The 19268-nt window shown below is 68.1% G+C and carries 24 protein-coding genes and 1 tRNA gene; 8 read left to right on the top strand and 17 right to left on the bottom strand.

The window, feature by feature from the left end; all coding sequences use genetic code 11:
• Positions 1–31 precede the first annotated feature (31 nt).
• A complete protein-coding gene (locus FGM06_RS10130; RefSeq protein ID WP_144799134.1) occupies positions 32–406 on the bottom strand; it encodes a YlbF family regulator in 375 nt (124 codons plus the stop codon).
• Between the two features lie 103 nt (positions 407–509).
• The gene (locus FGM06_RS10125; protein ID WP_144799133.1) at positions 510–1163 is read right to left on the bottom strand and encodes an alpha/beta hydrolase; all 654 of its coding nucleotides are present in this window, start codon (positions 1161–1163) and stop codon (positions 510–512) included.
• Positions 1164–1319: 156 nt separating this feature from the next.
• Between FGM06_RS10125 and dph2 the strand changes: the two genes are divergently transcribed.
• Complete coding sequence (gene dph2 / locus FGM06_RS10120; RefSeq protein ID WP_144799132.1) at positions 1320–2363, top strand: diphthamide biosynthesis enzyme Dph2; 1044 nt, start codon at positions 1320–1322, stop codon at positions 2361–2363.
• 104 nt (positions 2364–2467) lie between these two features.
• Positions 2468–3253 (top strand): hypothetical protein, encoded by a 786-nt coding sequence (locus FGM06_RS10115; RefSeq protein WP_144799131.1) that lies wholly within the window; start codon positions 2468–2470, stop codon positions 3251–3253.
• Positions 3254–3350: 97 nt separating this feature from the next.
• On the opposite strand, the gene FGM06_RS10110 is transcribed toward FGM06_RS10115, so the two are convergent.
• The gene (locus FGM06_RS10110; RefSeq protein ID WP_144799130.1) at positions 3351–3803 is read right to left on the bottom strand and encodes a TIGR00725 family protein; all 453 of its coding nucleotides are present in this window, start codon (positions 3801–3803) and stop codon (positions 3351–3353) included.
• A gap of 94 nt (positions 3804–3897) precedes the next feature.
• Here FGM06_RS10110 and FGM06_RS10105 point away from each other — a divergent pair, with 94 nt between their 5' ends.
• From FGM06_RS10105 to FGM06_RS16060, 3 genes are all read left to right on the top strand, one after another.
• On the top strand, positions 3898–4554 hold the full coding sequence (locus FGM06_RS10105; RefSeq protein WP_144799129.1) for an HAD family hydrolase: 657 nt from the start codon (positions 3898–3900) through the stop codon (positions 4552–4554).
• Between the two features lie 91 nt (positions 4555–4645).
• On the top strand, positions 4646–7018 hold the full coding sequence (locus FGM06_RS10100; RefSeq protein WP_144799128.1) for an ATP-dependent DNA helicase: 2373 nt from the start codon (positions 4646–4648) through the stop codon (positions 7016–7018).
• Between the two features lie 124 nt (positions 7019–7142).
• Positions 7143–7295, top strand: coding sequence for a hypothetical protein (locus FGM06_RS16060; protein ID WP_186311003.1), 153 nt, complete (start codon positions 7143–7145; stop codon positions 7293–7295).
• A 1-nt stretch (position 7296) separates the two neighbouring features.
• On the opposite strand, the gene FGM06_RS10095 is transcribed toward FGM06_RS16060, so the two are convergent.
• From FGM06_RS10095 to FGM06_RS10080, 5 genes are all read right to left on the bottom strand, one after another.
• Positions 7297–8472: a M24 family metallopeptidase gene (locus FGM06_RS10095; protein ID WP_144799127.1), complete on the bottom strand. Its 1176-nt coding sequence runs from the start codon at positions 8470–8472 to the stop codon at positions 7297–7299.
• Positions 8473–8575: 103 nt separating this feature from the next.
• Positions 8576–9187: a translation initiation factor IF-2 subunit beta gene (locus FGM06_RS10090; protein WP_144799126.1), complete on the bottom strand. Its 612-nt coding sequence runs from the start codon at positions 9185–9187 to the stop codon at positions 8576–8578.
• A gap of 77 nt (positions 9188–9264) precedes the next feature.
• On the bottom strand, positions 9265–9441 hold the full coding sequence (locus FGM06_RS16055) for a hypothetical protein (protein WP_186311002.1): 177 nt from the start codon (positions 9439–9441) through the stop codon (positions 9265–9267).
• A 132-nt stretch (positions 9442–9573) separates the two neighbouring features.
• Positions 9574–10017 (bottom strand): hypothetical protein, encoded by a 444-nt coding sequence (locus tag FGM06_RS10085; protein WP_144799125.1) that lies wholly within the window; start codon positions 10015–10017, stop codon positions 9574–9576.
• Positions 10014–10628 (bottom strand): DUF7344 domain-containing protein, encoded by a 615-nt coding sequence (locus FGM06_RS10080; protein WP_144799124.1) that lies wholly within the window; start codon positions 10626–10628, stop codon positions 10014–10016. The genes FGM06_RS10085 and FGM06_RS10080 overlap by 4 nt, the downstream gene beginning before the upstream one ends.
• Positions 10629–10995: 367 nt before the next feature.
• Here FGM06_RS10080 and FGM06_RS10075 point away from each other — a divergent pair, with 367 nt between their 5' ends.
• Positions 10996–11610: a hypothetical protein gene (locus tag FGM06_RS10075; protein WP_144799123.1), complete on the top strand. Its 615-nt coding sequence runs from the start codon at positions 10996–10998 to the stop codon at positions 11608–11610.
• Between the two features lie 181 nt (positions 11611–11791).
• Here the strand turns inward: FGM06_RS10075 and FGM06_RS10070 are convergent.
• Together FGM06_RS10070 and FGM06_RS10065 are read right to left on the bottom strand one after the other, a co-directional pair.
• Positions 11792–11866: transfer RNA gene (locus FGM06_RS10070), tRNA-Met, on the bottom strand.
• A 130-nt stretch (positions 11867–11996) separates the two neighbouring features.
• The gene (locus FGM06_RS10065; protein ID WP_144799122.1) at positions 11997–12206 is read right to left on the bottom strand and encodes a hypothetical protein; all 210 of its coding nucleotides are present in this window, start codon (positions 12204–12206) and stop codon (positions 11997–11999) included.
• 114 nt (positions 12207–12320) lie between these two features.
• Here FGM06_RS10065 and FGM06_RS10060 point away from each other — a divergent pair, with 114 nt between their 5' ends.
• The gene (locus FGM06_RS10060) at positions 12321–13937 is read left to right on the top strand and encodes a long-chain-fatty-acid--CoA ligase (RefSeq protein ID WP_144799121.1); all 1617 of its coding nucleotides are present in this window, start codon (positions 12321–12323) and stop codon (positions 13935–13937) included.
• A gap of 13 nt (positions 13938–13950) precedes the next feature.
• On the opposite strand, the gene ftsY is transcribed toward FGM06_RS10060, so the two are convergent.
• The 7 genes from ftsY to FGM06_RS10025 all read right to left on the bottom strand — a co-directional run bounded on the left by ftsY (position 13951) and on the right by FGM06_RS10025 (position 18306).
• Complete coding sequence (gene ftsY, locus FGM06_RS10055; RefSeq protein ID WP_144799120.1) at positions 13951–15078, bottom strand: signal recognition particle-docking protein FtsY; 1128 nt, start codon at positions 15076–15078, stop codon at positions 13951–13953.
• A gap of 8 nt (positions 15079–15086) precedes the next feature.
• Positions 15087–15530 (bottom strand): prefoldin subunit alpha, encoded by a 444-nt coding sequence (gene pfdA / locus FGM06_RS10050; RefSeq protein ID WP_144799939.1) that lies wholly within the window; start codon positions 15528–15530, stop codon positions 15087–15089.
• Positions 15530–15706, bottom strand: coding sequence for a 50S ribosomal protein L18Ae (gene rpl18a / locus FGM06_RS10045; RefSeq protein WP_144799119.1), 177 nt, complete (start codon positions 15704–15706; stop codon positions 15530–15532). Before rpl18a ends, pfdA begins: the two co-directional genes overlap by 1 nt.
• 286 nt (positions 15707–15992) lie before the next feature.
• Positions 15993–16658 (bottom strand): translation initiation factor IF-6, encoded by a 666-nt coding sequence (locus FGM06_RS10040; RefSeq protein WP_144799118.1) that lies wholly within the window; start codon positions 16656–16658, stop codon positions 15993–15995.
• 1 nt (position 16659) lies between these two features.
• Entirely contained in the window at positions 16660–16938 is a 279-nt protein-coding gene (locus tag FGM06_RS10035) for a 50S ribosomal protein L31e (protein ID WP_144799117.1), read from the bottom strand.
• The gene (locus FGM06_RS10030; RefSeq protein WP_004050128.1) at positions 16939–17091 is read right to left on the bottom strand and encodes a 50S ribosomal protein L39e; all 153 of its coding nucleotides are present in this window, start codon (positions 17089–17091) and stop codon (positions 16939–16941) included.
• Between the two features lie 96 nt (positions 17092–17187).
• Positions 17188–18306: a M20 family metallopeptidase gene (locus tag FGM06_RS10025; protein ID WP_144799116.1), complete on the bottom strand. Its 1119-nt coding sequence runs from the start codon at positions 18304–18306 to the stop codon at positions 17188–17190.
• Between the two features lie 396 nt (positions 18307–18702).
• On the opposite strand from FGM06_RS10025, the gene msrA reads away from it, so the two are divergent.
• A complete protein-coding gene (gene msrA / locus FGM06_RS10020; RefSeq protein WP_144799115.1) occupies positions 18703–19239 on the top strand; it encodes a peptide-methionine (S)-S-oxide reductase MsrA in 537 nt (178 codons plus the stop codon).
• The last annotated feature ends 29 nt before the right edge of the window (positions 19240–19268 follow it).

Raw genomic sequence — 19268 nt, 5'->3', positions numbered from 1 at the left:
AGCGGGACGAGAGAGGCTCCGGGGGCGGCCGTCAGTCCTGACAGCAGCCGCCGGCCTCGCCGCCGAAGTCGACCGCGAGGGGTTCCGAGATCGCCTCGTTGACCGACTCGAGGGTGTCGTTCAGATCGTCTTGCGCGTCGAGGAACTCCCGCATCGCGGGCATCGAGTGGAGCTCGTCCTGGGCCGCCTGCACCTTCTGGAGCCCGGAGTTCGTCGCCTGTCCCGTCTCGCGGGCCTGCATGAACTCCGCGCGCAGCTGTTCGAACTCGTCGATCTTCGCCTGCACGTCCTCGTCGCGCTGTACCGCCTCGCGCGCCTCCTCGAAGCGCTCGTACTCGGGGGTTCGGGCGATCTGTTCGCCGAGCTCGCGACCGAGGTCCTCGATGGAGGCCTGTTCGACGCTCATAGATCGAAGTTGGCGCGGAGGGGTTTCAACCTGCCGGAGCCCGGGGTCCCGCGCGACGAACCTGCGGTGTGCCTGCGGTCAGGGGCGCGGACCCGGACCGCCCTCACGCCACCCGCGACTCGACGAAGGCGACGACGTCGGCCAGCTCTCCCTGCCCGATCCCGTGGCCGCCCGGGTAGCTGCCGCGGGTGACGTCGGCGCCGATCTCCTCGAAGCGGTCGGCGGCGGCGGCCGAGCGCGACTCCGGGATCACGCGGTCGCCGGCCCCGGCGCCGACGAAGACGGGCTTCCCCTCGATACCCTCCGGTGCGAGGTCCGAGTGCGCGTCCGCGAGGTAGCCGTGGAGCGCGACGACCCATGCGTAGCGGTCCGGCTCCTCTAAGGCGAGCGAGAGGCTCGTGATCGCGCCTTGGCTGAAGCCGAGCAGCCCGATCCGGTCGGGATCGAGCGCGTACGCCTCCGTCGCGGCGTCGACGCTCTCGGCGACCAGGTCGAGGCTACGCCGGAAGTCGGCCGCGTCCGGCTGGCTCGACTCGAGGCCGCCGGCCGAGAGGTCGAGCTCGTACCACGTGTACCCGCCCTGCAGCGGGTCGGGGGCTCGGAGGCTGATCACGTGGAGTTCGTCGGGGAGGTGTCGCGCGACGGGCAGGAGGTCCTCCTCGTCGGCGCCGCGGCCGTGGAGCACGAAGACGGCGGGCGCGTCCTCGGGGTCGTCATCGGGCGCGACGTGAACGTGCTCCAGCGGAATCTCGGTCATGTCTCCCCGGTTCGTCGGCTCGGGGGTTGTATCCGTCGGCCGCGGCAGGCGGTCCGTGGGCGCGAGGAGTGGGCCGAAGGCGTCAGGCGTCGCCCGGCGACGGCTCGCGACCGTCGAACGCGCGGTTTAACCGTCCAGCCGCACAATTCGGTCGACATGAGCGGCTCCACGGAGGGCGACCTCACCAAGACGGGGATGGCCCTGAAACACGACCGCGAGTGGGACTACGAGCTCGACCGGATCGTCGAGGCCATCGAGGAGCGCGACGCCTCGAAGGTCGGCCTCCAGTTCCCCGAGGGACTGAAGCGCCGCGGGCCGAAGGTCGCCGACGACCTCCGCGAGGCGGCGCCCGACGACGTCACGTTCATGCTGTCCGGCCAGCCCTGCTACGGCGCCTGCGACCTCGACACGTACCTGATGCGCCGGACGGACGTATTCGTCCACTTCGGCCACACGCCGATGAAGGAGTCCGACAGCATCGTCTACGTCCCGCTCTTCTCGAACGTCGACCCGTTCCCGATCATGGAGGACGCGCTCGATGAAGAGCTCGACGACCCCGAGGAGAACCCCGACGTCGGGCTCGTCACCACCGCCCAGCACATGAACCGGTTCGAGGAGATGACCGACTGGTTAGAGGAGCGGGGATACGAGGTCCACACCCGCCGCGGCGACGACCGCCTCACGAAGGAGGGGCAGGTGCTCGGCTGCAACTACGCCTCCGCCGACATCGACGCCGACCAGGTGCTGTACGTCGGCGGCGGGAAGTTCCACCCCGTCGGGCTCGCGATGGAGCACCCGGAGAAGCGCGTGGTCATCGCCGACCCCGTCAACAACGCCGTCTCGGTCGCGGAACACGACCAGTTCCTCAAGCAGCGGTACGCCTCGGTCCACAAGGCGATGGGCGCCGAGAAGTGGGGCGTCATCTTCTGTACGAAGATCGGTCAGGGCCGGTGGGAGACGGCCCAGGAGATCGTCGAGAACAACGAGAACGCCTACCTGATCACGATGGACGAGGTGACCCCGGACCGCCTCCGCAACTTCGACATGGACGCGTTCGTCAACACCGGCTGTCCCCGGATCACCACCGACGACGGCCCGCGGTTCCACAAGCCGATGCTGACTCCCGGCGAATACGAGGCCGCCATCGGCGAGAAGCCGCTCGACTCGATCGAGTTCGACACGTTCCACGACACCTGGTGAGCGGCTCGGCACGGAACCGCTGACATCTCGACCGCAGCGGACTCGGTCGGTTTAGCGCACTTGGAATGGAGAAACGGTTTCACTCGTGAGAGTGATCCCCCCTCATGGTCCCGACACAGGCTGCGTCCCTCCTCTCGCGCGTCGTCGCCGCGATCGGTCCCGCACTCGAACGTCCGTCGCAGTGGACCGGTGTCGAACTCCTCGGATCGGCGGCCGTCGAGTTCGTCGTGACCGCTGTCGGCGTCGCCCTCGTCGGCGTGGTCGTCTCGGCGGTCGCGCCCGAGTTCACCGACGACGGCGTTGAGTACCTCCGCGCAGAACCCGGAGAGGCGTTCCTGTACGGCGTCGCAGCGTACGTGGGGATCGCCGTCGCGATGTTTCTGCTCGCGATTACCGTCATCGGTCTCGTCGTCGTCGTCCCCGCGGTGATCGTCATCGCGATCCTCAGCTTCGGCGGGACGGCCGTCTCCGCCATCGCCCTCGGGACGTGGATCCGATCGGCGCTCGGGAGCGGCGCCGAGAGCGGGCGCGAGACCGCGCTCGTCGTCGGCGCGGTGGCGTGGGCGGGGCTCGGACTCGTCCCCGTCCTCGGCGGACTCGTGCGGTTCGTCGTCGGCGCGATGGGGTTCGGTTACCTCGCGCTCTGGCTCGCCAACGGTCGGTTCGACCGCGATTACGGCTCCGTCGACGCCGGCGGACACGGGACATCCGGCGGCCCGACGCGCGGTCCGGACGTCATCGGCGAGGACGCCGCTGATGAGAGTTCGGCGGACGACCCCGACCGCTTCCGCAACATCGCGGCGGTGGACGCCGAACGTGAGGCGGAAGAGGACGATCGCGACCCCGACGGGACGACCGGCGGGAGCGGTACGGCCGATCGCGATCGGTAGTGCGAACGGCGGGAGACTGCCGACGGTCGGCAGCGGGGAGCAGGCCGGGTTACGGTTCCGCGACCGGGTCGCGGTTCCGCGCCGCAGACGGGCGGGCTCACGGCCTCGTTTCGGTCTCGCGCTCCACGTAGTCGACGGCGTCCGCGGGCGATGCCACCGCTTTCACCCCCTCGACGTCGTGCGTGTCGAGCCCGGCGACCGCCCGGCCGTGAGCGAGCGCCATCCCGATCTCCGAGAGCGTGCCGTGCGAGCCGTCGACCGCGACCGCAGCGTCGCCGTTCATCACGACGAGCGCGTTGCGGGCGTGCCCGAGTCCCGTCGCGATCGGGACCGTGACGTGCCGGTTCGCGTCGGCCCGCCTGTCGGTCGGGAGGATACCGATCGTCTCACCGTCGGCCTCGCGGGCGCCCCGGCAGACGGCCTCCATCACACCGCCGAGCCCGCCGCAGACGACCGTATGCCCGCGGTTCGCGAGCCGCTCTCCCAGCTCCTCGGCGACCGCCGCCGTCTCCGCTGAAACCGAACTGCCCCCGATGACGCTGACGCGCATACCGCGTGACGGGCGGCGGACGCGTATAAATGAGGCGGCGGTCGCGACGCGGCGTTGGTGAAACCCTTTTAAGCGCTGAGCGACTCCGGACTGTATGACGTACGATACCGTCGTGTTCGACAACGACGGTGTCCTCGTGGGCCGCACGCGCTTCGACGTGCTCCGGGATGCAACCCGGGACGCGTTCGAGGAGTGCGGCGTCGAGGAGCCCGATCCGGACGACGTAGAGCGCATGACCATCGGTGCGACCCCCGGCAGCGTGGGGACCGTCTGTCAGACGTACGACCTCGATCCGGGGTCGTTCTGGCGGACCCGCGACGACGTGGTCTCGAAGGCCCAACAGCAGGAGGCCCGCGAGGGACGCAAGACCCCGTACGACGACCTCGACGAGCTCCAGAGCCTCGACGTGGAGATGGGGATCGTCTCCTCGAACCAGCAGGCGACCGTGGACTTCCTCGTGAACCACTTCGACGGCTTCGAGCGGTTCGGCGCCGCCTACGGCCGCGAGCCCACGATCCACTCGCTCCAGCTCCGCAAGCCGAACCCGCACTACATCGAGCAGGCGCTCGGCGACCTCGACGCCGGCAACGCGCTGTTCGTCGGCGACAACGAGTCCGACGTCCGCGCGGCCGAGAACGCCGGCATCGACTCCGCGTTCATCCGTCGGCCCCACCGCCGCGACTGGGAGCTGAACGTCTGGCCCACCTGGGAGATCGAGCGGCTCTCCGACCTCCACGACATCGTCGGGTGAGGGGTCGGCGGTCGGCGGTACTCGCCTGCCGAGCGCCGCGGCCGACCCGCTCTCTCAAGGTTTAACTCCGATGGGGAGCTACGCCGCCACAGTGACGAACCCCCCGCCGTGGGCCGACATCTTCGGCCACGAGGAGCCGTATCCGGAGCAGGCCGACGGGATCGACGCCGCCGTCGACGCCGCCGATGACGGCGGCTTCCTTGCCTTGGAGGGCGCGTGCGGGACGGGCAAGACGATGCTCGCGCTCACCGCCGGGCTCGACCGCGTCCGCGACCCCGACTCCGACTTCGAGCGCGTCTTCGTCCTCACGAGCGTCAAACAACAGCTGCGCCAGTTCGAGACCGACCTCGGGACGATCAACGCGAACCTCCCGGACGGGTACGACCCGGTCTCCGGACTGACGCTCGTCGGCAAGGCCGACGTCTGCCCGTACGCCCGCGAGAACCGCGGCGGGATCGACCGCGAGAACGTGTACGAGCGCTGCGAGGGGCTCCGCGAACGCACCCGGAACCTCGTCGGCGACGGCGGCGCGACGACGACGTCGAACCTCGTGAGCGAGGCGCGCGGCCAGCAGGTGGGGCTGATGGACTCGGGGAGCGACGCCGGCGGCTCGGCCGCTAGCGACGGCGATTCCGGCGCCGCCGACTACCTCAGCGTCGACGGCGAGCCCACCCCCTACCGCCCCGACACGGAGGAGTACGAGGGGACGGAGTTCTGCCCCTTCTACGCCGGCTTCCTCGACGACCTCCCGGAGGACGGCGACCCCGCGGAGGCGGTCCCGTTCGACGTGACGGACCTCGGCCACGTCGACAGCGACGAACTGGTCCGGCTCGCCGCCGGCCACGGCTCCTGTCCCCACTCGATCATGGGCGCGCTCGTCCCCGAGATCGAGGTCGTGATCGGGAACTACTACCACGCGTTCGACCCGGTAACCACCGGGACGTTCACCGGCGCGCTCTTGGACGACGCGACGTTCGTCGTCTGCGACGAGGCGCACATGCTCGAACCGCGGGTCCGCGACCTCGTGAGCGACGCCGTCGCCGACGCCAGCCTCCGCGACGCCGAGAACGAGCTCACCCGCGTCGTCCAGCCGCTCTCCTTCGAGACGGCCGGCGCGGAGTCCGACGACGCCGAGCTCGTGCGCGGCGAGCTGGCGGACGCGGACGTGACCGTCGAGGAGATCGAGTCCGTCCGGGAGTTCTACGCCGACCTCCGCGGCGAGCTCGACCGCCGGGTGACCGAGCGGCTCGACCGCGAGCGCCCCGACTGGCGGGCGTCGATGCGCGAGCTCGACGACGACGAGATCGCGCTCCGCGACCCCGAGGAGCCGGCCGAAGACGAGATCACGGCGTGGGCGGAGCGCGAGGGGTACGGCGACCGCGTCTGGGCCCGCGCGCGGCAGGTCGGCGCGGTCGTCAAGCGCGTCCTCGACTCGCTGGAGGGGGAGGACAAGAAGCGGGCGGCGCCGGGCGTCGGCCGCACCCTCAACGCGTGGTACCGCGAGGGCCACGAGGAGTTCTTCCGCGCGATCGACTTAGAGCGGACGTGGGACGAGACGGCGCCGCCGGACTCGTGGCGCCGCGCGTACAACGCGAGCCTCGCGCTGTACAACTGCCTGCCGAGCGAGCCGATCGGCGACCGGCTCGCCGAGTTCGGCGGCGGCGTCCTCATGAGCGCGACGCTGGAGCCGATGGACGTGTTCCGGGAAGTGACCGGGCTCGACCACCTCGAAGCGCAGGGGCGACCGGTCGTCGAGCGGACGTACGGCCTCTCGTTCCCCGAATCGAACCGCGCGAGCCTCGCCGTCGACGCGCCGAAGTTCACGCACCAGAACCGCGGCGCCCCGGGCGAGGAGAACGACACTCGTCTCGCGCACCTCGACGCGACGGCGACGGTGGCGGGCCGCGAGGGCAACGTCCTCGTCGGCACGCCGAGCTACGCGGAGGCGACCTGGATGGCCGACTCGCTCTTGGCCCGGCTCGACAAGCCCGTGCTGCTCGACGAGTCCTCGGGCGACCGCGCCACGGAGTCGCTGAAGGACGACTTCTTCGCGGGCGAGGGGAAGGTGCTCGTGACGAGCCTCCGCGGCACGCTCACCGAGGGCGTCGACTACCGCGGGGACCGACTGTCGGCCGCCGTGGTCTGCGGCGTCCCCATCATCAACACGTCCCGACCCCGGACGCGGGCCGTGATCACCGCCTACGACCGCCGGTTCGAGTCCGGGTTCGAGACGGCGCTCACGGTCCCGGCGGTGCGAAAGGCCCGCCAGGCCGTCGGCCGGGTCATCCGCGGGCCGGACGAGCGGGGGGTCCGGGTCCTGCTCGACGCCCGGTACGCCCGCGAGTCGTGGAACAGCGTGCGGGGGTACCTCCCGGAACACGAGCGCGAGGAGTACCAGCCCGTGAGCCCCGACATGCTCGGCCTCGCGCTCGATCGGTTCGAGCGGCGGGCCGGCGGTGAGTGACTCCGAACCCCTGCGGCGGGCTGCAGTGATGCGCGGCGTTGCGGCCCTGAAACGGTCAACTAACAATTGCTTAAACCGCGGTACGATGCGTTTAACTAGGTCACGACGGCGCGTGCCCGGATGTATGAGTTCCACAGCGCAAAAGCCGAAGTACCACGTCGTCTGCCGGGAGTGTTCGGTCGAGCGTCTGTACGACGACGGCGACGAGGCGACCGATCTGGAGCGGAAGCACACCAAAGAGACGGGTCACCGGATCGTCGTCGGGCGGGTCAAGTAGCTCACACCACGTTCGCGTCGATGTCGCGCGGGAAGTGCGTCAGCGTCTCCGTCCCCGACTCGGTGATCGCGACCGTGTCCGAGTGGCGGTAGCCGTACTCGTCGGTGTAGAGGCCGGGCTCGATCGTGTACACCTGTCCGGGAGCCATCACCGCGTCGTCGCCGTCGTATCGGTCGCCCCAGCCGCGGTCGATGTACGGCGGCTCGTGGGCACCAAGCCCGATGTTGTGACCGACGTGGTGTCGCGCGAGATCTGTCACGCCCTGCTCCTCGAAGTACTCCCAGACGACTTCGTCCACCTCGGCCACCGGGACGCCCGGCCCGAGCGCGTCGATCGCGAGGGTCTGCGCCTCCAGCATCAGCTCGAAGTAGTGCTCCTGCTCGTCGGAGTAGTCGCCGACGAACATCGTCCGCTCCAGTTCGGAGCGGTAGCCGTCGACGTCCGCGGTCGCGCCCGTGACGAGGACGTCGCCCTCGGCGAGCCGCTCGTTCGGGGTGTGGCCGTGGGGGAGCGCGGTCTCGCTGCCGGAGATGTAGCCCGCGTGGACGGGACCGCCGCCGCGGACCCGGACGCTGTACGCGTCGCCTAAGGTGTCGAGCATCGCCCGCGACGCCTCCGTCGAGGCGCGCTGCGAGACGGTCGCCGGGTGCGCGCCGGGCTCGGAGAAGTCGGCGAGATAGCGGTGACCGAGGTTCGCCCACTTGGCCGACTCGCGGATCAGGTCGACCTCGGCGTCGGACTTCTCCCAGCGCATGCGGTCGATCCACGACTGCGTCTCGACGTCGACGAACTCGGAGAGCGCGGGGCCCTCGTACCCCATCACGCCCGGCGCGCCGTCGGCGTCGGTCGCCGCGCGGTCGACGTCGAGCCCGTTCAGCATCTCGACGGCGACGCGGATCGGGTCGCCGCCGGGGTAGTCGAAGTAGTGGTGGACGGCGCCGATCCGGGGATTCGGTTCGACGCGCTCGACCTCCAGTCGCGGGACCGTGATCTCGACGCGGTCGGCCGTCACCGCGAGGACGACCGGGCGCTCGGTCTGGATGTGGTGGAAGCCGGTGAGGTACTCGATCGCGGTCGCGCCGAACCACGTCGCGGCGTCGGCGTCGGTTGCCGCGAGCCGGTCGCGGACCGCCGCGAGCCGGTCGTCGAACGCGGCGGCGGGGAGGCGTGTCGCCATGGCACACGATCCGCGAACGCGCGGATAAACGGTCGGGTTGCGGAACGAGTCAGGTAAAATCGCGAGCGCCTCGGTCCGATAAGAACCGGACGAGTCGACCCGGTCAGTCTTCGCGGCGGGCGAACGCGAGGTTGCCGGAGACGTTCTTGATGTACGCTTTCACGGTCTCGCCCTCCTGCGCGCCGGGGACGAAGACGGTGTACTCGCCGACCTCGGCGACGCCGTCGCCCTTGCGGCCGGTGCCGACGATCTCGAGCTCGTACGTTTTGCCCGACTCGATCGCCTCCTCCTGGCGCTGCGTGTTCGAGGTGTTCTGCTTCGCGACCGGCCGGAAGGCCCCGCAGGCCTCACAGCGGAGCATCGGGGTGCGGTTCTCCGTCTCCAGTCGGGTGTCGGGGAGGCCGCACTCCGAGCAGGTGACGAACGACTCGATGTACGAGTCGATCGCGGCCTGGAAGTCGCGCTCGCGGAAGTTCCCGCTGTAGCGGGCGCGGCCCGACTCGTACTGGCCCGCGGTGCCGAGCTCCTGCTGGATCTTCGAGTGGACGTGCTCGGGGTCGCGGCTCAGCGCGTCGGCGATCGCCGAGAGGTTCGTCAGTCGGGTGAACGCGCCGTCCTTCTGCGCCTCCGGGTCGGGCACCGACAGCCGCTCGTCGGAGCCGCCGAGGTCCGGTACCTCCTCCATCGCGCGGTCGAGGCTCGATTCGTAGTCCATGCTCGACGGAAGGCGGGGCCGACGGAAATCGCTTCCGGGTTCGGGAGGGCGCGAGGCGGCCTCTGGTCCGTCCGCGGTTAAAGACCCGTCCAGAGTATTCCGGCGAGGAGGAGGAACGCGAAGGCGTAGACGAGAACGACGAGCGCGTTCCGCTTCGGAGCGTTCAGCGCCGTTCCCGGGAGGTATCGCGGAAGCGACCGGAGAATCTCGACCGGCACGCGGGGGATTCGGAAGCGATCGTTCGAGTCGGTCATCGTGTCACCGTATCGAGCAGTACGTTAGCAGTTTGTACGGTTAGGTATACGGCGCGATACGGTCTTAACACCGAATTAACGACCGACGGTACGAATGTAATGGTCGCTTCCATCTCCGGGTCGGAGCCCCGATCAGCGACATGTCACCCTCCGTTCGAGACGCACGGCCACGCCGTCTCCGGACGCATCGATCCGGATCGGGTCACCACAGGAGACGGACGAAAACGTGTGCGTCTCGTCCTCGCCGGACGCGAGCGGAGCGAGATCGGACGACGTGCCGTTGGCGGTGACCGCGACCGTCGTGAGTTCCGTTCCCGTCGGGAACTGGTTGGCCACCGTCACGTCCACGTACGCGGTCTCGTTTCCGCTACGATTCTCGGTAACGTTCACGTTCGCGGTCACGTTTTCGGTGCTATACTGCGTCTGGTCGAAGCCCAAGTACGCGTTCGGGTCCTCGGCGACTTCGACGGAGACGTCCCGGTCGGCCGCCGTCGCGCTGAAACCAGTGGTGCTCGTCACGAGCACCGTGACGGCGAGGAGCGCGACGACCAGCAGTACGCGTCTCCGTCGACTCATTCCTCATCGACCTCGGGCGGCCTGTTTCTCGCGCCGAGTCGCATTCGACAGTAGTTGTCGTACAGGTGTCCCACCGACGACACCGACAGCGCCGTCACGAGGAAGACGCCGAAGTGGAGCGGCGACAGCAGCGAGAACGGATACAGGCTCGCCCAGATTCCGAGCAGGCAGACGACGCCGAGCAGGGAGAGCCCGCAGTAGTAGGCGCTCCACGGGATGTCTCGGCCGGTCAGCGAGTCGACGTAGAAGTTGGCGTCCGAGGCCGCCTCCGTGAGTTCAATGACGCCGCGCCGGGAGTCGTACTCGACGAACCCGTACTCGTCCATCTTCGGCAGGTGGAACTGTCGGAGCGCGTTCCGCACGCGCTTTCGCTCGCGGTGGGTGAGCGCGTCGATCTCCTTCCCGTACTCCCAGCTCGCGACCCAGTCCGTGAGCTCCGAGACTGTGACGGACTCCCCGTTCCGTCGCTTGAGGTAGTGAATCGCGTAGCGGCGGCGCTGGTTGCTGAGCACTTCGAAGACGTCGTCTCTGGTGAAGTCCGCTTCCTCTCTCGACGGCAGCTCAGCCTCGCCGTCGACCGCGTTACTCGTCTCTGTCTGTGCCTCAGCCATGCTCCCTCCCCCCTACACACATCTCGCCAGTAGGGTCAATTGAGTATCACTTTAGTATAGATCGCGGAAACGATGACAAAGCCCCTCTACCGCCGGTCGAGAGATAGATATTCGATATGACACATCATTCGGACAGATCCATGGCTATCGTCGCTAAACAGCTCCCACCCTGGATTAATTGTACAGAAAATAATGAATACTCTCATTCATGATCTCTTGTGTTCGGCGCGTGAGCGTTAAGCCCATGTAAAGAAACTCAGGCAGTTCGACAAAGGGGCCTTGATCGCTTGTCATAGATCCTATTCCGCATTTACAGACACTCCCTCTCGGTTTCGCTGGCGGTATATTCCAAAGGGGGTCCCGCCTCATGAGCGGAATACGCCCCGCGGACGGCGACAACGGATCGGCGTCGGAAGTCATCGTCGTTCGTGAACGGGCGCGTCACAACGAGGTAGCAAACCAATGCAACGACGCAAATTCGTGGTCGGAATGGGATCGCTCGCCGCCGGGGGGGGCGGCTGCAATGGGTAGTAATGCTTTTGCCGTTGAATTAGTGGATCGTGATGCAAATGGTACAATCGAAAGTGACCTGAATGCATATCTTCAACTACAACCGAACGGCGAATACTCCGAAATATCCAATTCAGGAGACAATGAACTTAATGTCACTCTGCAGCGGCTGAATAGTGATTCTATTACTGAACTCGAGGATATATTCTTCATCCGGAACGGTGGGCAAGATACAGTTGATGTTGCCATTACCGGTGTGGGTGGTTTTGATACAGACGTCACTGTAAACGACATTTTCGTGTCGAGTAAAAGTGCTGGAGGTGCCTCCGTCGGTGCATCGCTAGTTAACAATAGAGAGCCCCTCCCCGTCGGAGAGCGAATTGGGGTTGGGGTTGAAGTGGAAATTGATGGTAAGTTGCCCGCTGGAGCAGACACCTCTGGAACCTTCCACGTTGACGCCGACAATCCGTGAGGAGTCCATCCACTGAGCATTCAGTGGGATTCTCTACAGAACTTTCTCCTTCTCGGAGCCGGTAATTAAGAGATTTGGAAAGTGTCACTCATCACTTTTGACATACGTTCATCACGCGTAGTCGACGAGTGCACCGTTCTCGGTGACAAACATCGAAGAGGACTCGTCGACAATCGAACAGTAGCGGGAGGTAGATTTGAACTACCGATCTCCGGGTTATGAGCCCGGCGGAATCTCCTGGCTATCCCATCCCGCTATCGTATCAAAACCCGTTGCGACTGTTAAGGGTTCTGATCCCGTCGCCCGTGTGCGATTCGGCCACGCACGATTTATATACCTCGACGGCGGTCGAGGCCCTCGAAATCGGGTCACTCCGCGGGGCCGACTCACTCCGACCCGGCGTGTCGCTGTCGGAAACGGATCGCGAGGACCGCACCGATGGCGAACGCGACCGGGAGGACCGCGTCGGCGGGGTCGCCGGAGAGCGCTCGGCCCGCGGTCAATCCCGCCATGAGGGCGAACAGCAGCGCCAGCAGTCCGGAGATGGGGACCACGTATCCGTCCGTGAACGTCGATCGACCGGATCCGTCGCTCATACGCTCATCCTCGGCGGGAGACGGGTAAAACCCCGCGGCGCCGGGGCGACCGTCTGCGACGTCGCCTCGCGCCGGCCGCAAACGCTTTTATCAATCAAAAATAATGATAGATCGATGCGAAAACCGCTACTGACGACGGACTTCCTGGATCGGGCGCGCCGGCACTACGCCGACGAAGAGGCCGTCCTCGCCACCGACGGGACGCGGTACACCTACGCCGAGCTCGGCGAGCGCGCGGACCGGTTCTCGGCCGCGCTGCAGGCGCGCGGGATAGAGAAGGGCGACCGCGTCGCGGTGTTGGACCCGAACACGCACTACCACCTCGAAGCGGCCTACGGCGCGATGCAGGTCGGGGCGGTGCACACCCCGCTGAACTACCGGCTCACGCCGGACGACTTCGCGTACATGCTCTCGGACGCCGGCGTCGACGCGATCTACGCCGACGCCGAGTACGCCGCGCGGATCGAGGCGGTCCGCGACGAGGTGCCGACGGCGACGTTCCTCACGAACGACGCCGACACGGTCGCGGGCGACTGGGAGTCATTCGACGAGGCGCTCGCGGACGCGGACCCCGACGCCTACGAGCGCCCGGAGATGGACGAGGACGAAGTGATCACGATCAACTACACCTCGGGGACGACCGGCGACCCGAAGGGCGTCTGCCGCACCCACCGCGCCGAGACGCTCCACGCGTACCTCATCGCGATCCACCAGGAGATCACCGACGACGACGTCTACCTCTGGACGCTCCCGATGTTCCACGTCAACGGCTGGGGGCACATCTACGCGATCACGGGGATGGGTGCCCGACACATTTGCACCCGCGGGGTCGACGTCGCCGAGGCGTTCGACCGGATCCGCGGGGAGGACGTCTCCTACTTCTGTGCGGCGCCGACCGTGCTCAACATGCTCGGCGACCACTACGCCGAGCACGGCGGCGCGACGACCGGCGACGGCGACGTGCGCGTCGCGACCGCGGGCGCGGCGCCGCCGGAGGCGACGATCCGCACCGTCGAGGAGGAGTTCGGCTGGGAGCTCAAACACGTGTACGGCGCGACCGAGACCGGCCCCCTCATCACCACCTCGGACGCGAAGCGCCACTTCGACGCGGACTCGTCCGACCGCTTCGCGGTGAAGAAGACCCAGGGCATCGGCTACCTCGGCACCGACGTGCGCGTCGTCGACGAGAACGGCGAGGACGTGCCCGCAGACGGCGAGACGATCGGCGAGATCGTCGTCCGCGGCAACCAGGTGATGGACCGCTACTGGAACAAGCCGGAGGCCACCGAGCGGGCGTTCTCCGAGCGGCTGGAGGGGTACTACCACATGGGCGACCTGGCCGTCGTCGACGAGGACGGCTTCGTCTCGATCCAGGACCGCAAGAAGGACATCATCATCTCCGGCGGCGAGAACATCTCCTCGATCGAGCTGGAGGACACCCTCTTCGAGCACGAGGTCGTCTCCGACGCCGCCGTCATCCCCGCGCCGGACGAGCGGTGGGGCGAGACCCCGAAGGCGTTCGTGGTCCCGGAGAGCGGCGACCCCGACGACCCGGGCGCGACGCCCGAGGAGCTGAAGGCGTTCGTCCGCGAGCGCGTCGCCGACTACAAGACGCCCGGCGAGGTGGAGTTCGTCGCCGAACTCCCCACGACGGCGACGGGGAAGATCCAGAAGTACGAGCTGCGCGAGCGCGAGTGGGACGAGGAAGAGCGGATGGTCGGCGAGGGGTAGCTGAAAAAGCGAACTACTCCTCGTCGAGCAGGCTCGCGACGAGCTCCTCGGGGTCGAACAGCGTGAGGTCGTCGTACCCCTGTCCGGTCCCGAGGAAGAGGATCGGTTTGCCGGTGACGTACGCCACCGAGATCGCGGCCCCGCCGGAGGAGTCGGCGTCGGCCTTCGTCAGGATGGCCCCGTCGATCTCGGCGGCGTCGTTGAACTCCTTCGCGCGGTTCACGGCGTCTTGGCCCGCGACCGCCTCGTCGACGAACAGCGTCATGTCCGGGTCGACGACGCGGTCGATCTTCTCTAACTGCGCCATCAGGTCGTCGCTGGTGTGGAGCCGCCCGGCGGTGTCGCCGAGCACGACGTCGACGTCGTTGGCCTGGGCGTACTCGACGCCGTCGTAGATGACGGCCGCGGGGTCGCCGCCCTGGTCGTGGGAGATGAGCTCCCGGTCGAGGCGGTCGGCGTGCTCCGCGATCTGCTCGTTGGCGCCCGCCCGGTAGGTGTCGCCGTTCGCCAGCACCGACGTGTAGCCGCGGTCGGCGAGCCACTCGGAGAGCTTCGCGATGCTCGTCGTCTTCCCGACGCCGTTGACGCCGGTGAAGACGATGGTGACGGGCTTGTCGGCCGCCGCGATCCGCTCCTCGAAGTCGAACTGGCCGACGGCGATCACGTCGAGGAGGGCGTCGTGGAGCGCCGACTCGACCAGCTCGCCGGTCGTCTCGACCTGCTTGCGCGACTCGCCGAGCATCTTCTCGCGGACGGTGTCGAGGATCTGCTCGGCGACGCTCATCTCCACGTCGCTCTCTAAGAGGGCCATCTCGAGGTTCCACAGCGGCTCCTCTAAGTCCTCCTCCTCGATGATGATCCGGCCCGTCGCGAACGCTTTCGCGCGCTGGAAGGTGCTCGGCTCGTCGTCGCCGGCGTCGCTCTCGGCGGGCTCCTCAGTTGCGTCGGCGCCCGCTTCGGTTTCGGTCGCGGCCGCCCCCGCGTCACCGCCCGCGTCGACGCCGTCGCTCGCGGTCGTCTCGTCGGGGGCCGACTCGTCGGGGGTCGTCTCGTCGCCCTCGGCGGGCTCCTCCTCGACGTCGGCGCTCTCCTCGACGTCCTTCCGGAACCCCGAGAGCTTGTCTTTCAGTCCGTCGAACACGGTCTACCTTACTCCTCGTCGCCCTGGCCCTGCTGCATCTGCTGCATCTGCTGCTGTTGCATCTGCTGGGCCTGCTGTTCGAGCTCCTGGCTCTCGGACTCGAGCTCGTCGACCTCCTCTTCCGTCTCCTCGATGCGGTCGTCGAGCGCCTCCTGCTTGCGCCGGAGCACGTCGACGGCGTCGCCCTCGCTCTGCTCCGCGGAGTAGTTGCCGCCGAGCGAGACGATGATCTCGTCGATGTCCTGGACCTCGGCGCGGACGTAGGCGCCGCCGCCGAGCGGGACCTGCACCGTCGAGCCGGTGTCGAGCGTCTCGATCGCCTCGACCGCGTCGTCGATGTCGGACTGCTCCTCGCGGTAGTCTGCGATCTCCGCCTCGAGGGCTTCGATCTCCTCGTCGAGCGCCTGCAGCTCCTGGGAGAGCTGCTGGAGCTGCTGTTGTCCGCCGCCCATCATGCCGCGGACACCTCCTCGATCTCGATCTGGGTGCGCTTCCGGTTGTGCTGGCTCCCGACCGTCGTGTAGATGCGCTCGCGGGCGAGGTCCTCGTTCTCGGCCTCGACATCCTTCGTGAACGGCTGGTAGTCGCCTCGACTCTGGAACCGTCCACTCACCGTGTAGGTACTCATGTTCTCCGATCCGGCAGGGACAGGGAAGTATCTTCCTAAAAAGCGAGGAGCCGACGCCGAGAAGAGAACGCCTCAGATCGGGCCGCAGTCCGCGAATTCCGGAGGATTCGGCGCGGCGGCGACGGGAGCGTGCCGACGGCGACGGAAGCGTACCGACGGCGACGGGAGCGTGCCGACGGCGACGCGCACTCGTAGGCAGTCGCGCCGCCCTCGGCTCGTCGGCGGTTCGAGAGTGGCGGGAGAAGCGGGAGTCGGGGGAGTCGATCGGGCCGCGAAAAGCTCGGCGTCAGTCGATGAAGCCGAGCGTCTCCTCGATGCGCCCGAGCTCGGGACCGGTGGTGTCCTCGCCGACGACGTACCCCTCGTCGGTGGCGACGAGGCCGGATCCGACGAGCGGCGCGCCGTAGTTGACCGTCCCGAGGTCGGCGCGGACGTCGAGCGCCTCCTCGACGGCCTGCAGCTCCGACTCGGTCGACTTGGGGTGACAGAGCACGCCGGTGTTGTTGGCGACCGCCGCCGTCCCGACCGTGCGGACGTCGCCGAGGTCGCCGCGCTCCACGGGGACGCCGAGGGTCTCTCTGACCGTCACGATCGACTCGCGCGGGAGGTCCGGGTGGACGTAGGCGCCGTAGTCGTTCGCGAGGACGACGTTGCCGGCCGCGTTGATCTCGCCGGGGAGCTCGCCCACCTCGCGGTCGGCGGCCTCGGCGATCCGCGACTGCTCCCGGTCGGTCGCCCGCGCGGAGACGAGAACGCCGTTCTCGTTGCCCGTCGCGAGGGAGCCGACGGTGTTGGCGCCGCCGACCGTCGTGAGGAGGGGCTCGGCGCCCAGCTCCTCGCCGAGCGCGTCGGCGAGCTCCTCGTCGACGTCCGGCCGGACCAACAGGAGGTCGTCGATGGCGCGGGCGAACACGCCCACGTACGACGAGCCGGTGAAGGTCGCCCGTAACACGTTACTCGGCGTACTCGGCTTCGACGACGGGCTCGCCGTCCTCGACGAACCGGGCCGCGCGGACGCGGACCTTGCTCGGGGGGTTCTCGCGTCCGTTCGCCCAGACCGCCTCGTTGACCGAGGTGTCGATGACGACCTCCTCCTCGTCGACGGAGAAGTGCTGCGCGAGGTGCTCGCGGACGATCCGCATCGCGAAGTCGGCGCGCTCCTGTACCGGCTTGTCGTTGGCGTCGCGGAGCGGAACGGTGACGACGCGCTCTTCGAAGTCGCTGGTGCTCATCTATTCGTCCAGGTCGTTCCGGCGCCAGTTGCGCCGCTTGGGGTTTCGCGTCACGTTCATGTCCGTCTTCATCATGACCCACGCGGGGACGCGGGTGTTCTGGCGTTCCGCCTTCGCCAGACGCTTCTTTTGAGCCTTCGATTTGTCTCCCATAGTAGCCCACAGTTCCCGCGGGTCGCATAAAACCCCTTCCATACCGCGTCGCTCGGCGGCGACGAGACGCCACGCGGCCCGTCCCCTCGCCCCCACTCAGAACGAGCGTTCGGCGACGCGCTTATAAATACGGTAACAGCGGTCGAGGACGTCGATCCCGACGCTCTCCGTGTCGGTGTGCGCCTCGCCCGGCTCGGAGGCGCCGCAGACGAGGCAGTCTGTCCCGGCCTCGGCGAGCCAGCCGGCGTCGGTCGCGTGCGGCTTGACGACGTGTTCGGGTACGGCGAGCCCGAGATCGTCGTGGACCTCGCGGGCGACCGCGAGCGTCCCCTCGGCGAACGCGTCGTCGCCGCAGGCCATCGGCGGGAGGTCCTGTTCGACCTCCCACTCCACGCCCGCGACCGCCTCGGCGGCGCGGGCGAGGTCGGCGCGGTCGCCGGGGACGGTGCGCTCGTCGATGGTCACCTCGCAGCGCTCCGGGATCACGTTCCACGTCTCGCCGCCCTCGACGATCGTGACCGCGAGCGACCCGGTGACGGACTCGCCGAAGACGGTCGCCGACGGCGCGTCGAGCCCGCGGACGACGTCGATCGCGTCGCTGGCGCGGTAGATCGCGTTCTCGCCGCGCTCGGGCTCGGACGCGTGCGCCGCGGTCCCGCGCGCGACGAGCGTCGAGGCCCGGCGCCCCTTGTGCGCGACGACGACGTCGGTGACGCCCGGCTTCGAGTAGTCCGTCGACCCCTCCGCGACGACCGCGCGGTCGGGGGCGAACCCAGCCTCGATCGCGTGGCGCGCCCCGGTCCCGCCGATTTCCTCGCCGACGAACGAGGCGACCGCGAGCTCGCGGCCCGCCGGCGGCTCGGCCTCGCGGAACGCGAGCATGCAGGCCGCCACCGCGCCCTTCATGTCTGCCGCACCGCGCCCGTGAATCCGCCCGTCGCGGCGCTCGACGACGTACGCGCCGGCGTTCCTCTCCCCGGTCGTCTGGCGCGCCGCCGGCGGGACGACGTCGTGGTGGCCGACCAGCGCGAGCGTCTCGGCGTCCGGGTCGTCGGTCGCCCCCTTCCGAGCGATGACGTTGCCGACCGCGTCGCGCTCGACCCGCGCGTCGGTCTCCGCGCGGAGCCACTCCTCGATGGCGTCGCCGGCATCGGTCTCGTCCTCGTGGGAGGAGATGCTGACCAGCTCCTCGGTCAGGTCCGCGAGTTCGTCCATGTACGGGTTTGAGCGGCTCAGCGAATTAAATAGCGGTGGTGAGGGTTGTTCATAACTGAAAACTGAACCGTGTGCGGCGGCGCGCGCCTGCGAGCGGCCGCCACGGGCGGCCGCGGCGAGGTTGGGGAGGCGTGAGGTGCAGTTGCTGTGCGGGGCGGGGAGGGACTCAAAGGGGCAGCCGCGAGGTGGGCGCAGGCGATGTAAGCACTGCAAGGAGCGAACAGAGTGAGCGACTGAAGCGCGCAGCGAGCGTGCGCCCACCTCGCGGCTGGGGCTTTGGAGGTGGTCACCGTCGATCCGGCGTCAGCGACTTATTAACGAGCGTCCGCGTTCGCCACCATCACTCATACATAAGCGCGCGTGATTAATACGTCTCCGAGCCCTTGTGATGAGTATATGTCCGATCAGCTCGAAACCGCGACGCTCGGCGGCGGGTGCTTCTGGTGTGTCGAGGCCGCGCTCGAACAGCTCGCCGGCGTCGAGTCGGTCACCTCCGGCTACGCGGGCGGGGGGGTCGACGACCCCACGTACAAGCAGGTGTGCTCCGGAAACACCGGCCACGCCGAGGTCGTGCAGGTCGAGTTCGACCCCGACGCCATCGCCTACGACGAGGTCCTCGAGGCCTTCTTCGAGATCCACGACCCGACCCAGCTCAACCGCCAGGGCCCCGACGTGGGGAGCCAGTACCGCTCGATCGTGCTCTACCACGATGAGACCCAACGCGAGGCCGCCGCGGCCTACATCGAGGCGCTCGACGAGGAGTACGACGACGACGTGGTGACGGAGCTCGACCGGCTGGAGACGTTCTACCGCGCCGAGGAGCACCACCAGGACTACTTCGCGAAGAACCCGAACGACGCCTACTGCAGTTTCCACGCCAAGCCGAAGATGGAGAAGGTGCGCGAGAAGTTCGAGGCGAAGGTCGCGAAGTAAGCGGTAGATTCCCCAGCGAACGTCTTCTG

Source organism: Halorubrum depositum (assembly GCF_007671725.1).
GTDB classification, from domain to species: Archaea; Halobacteriota; Halobacteria; order Halobacteriales; family Haloferacaceae; genus Halorubrum; species Halorubrum depositum.
The sequence above is the reverse complement of the archived record's forward strand: the minus strand, read 5'-3'. Positions and strand labels throughout refer to the sequence as shown.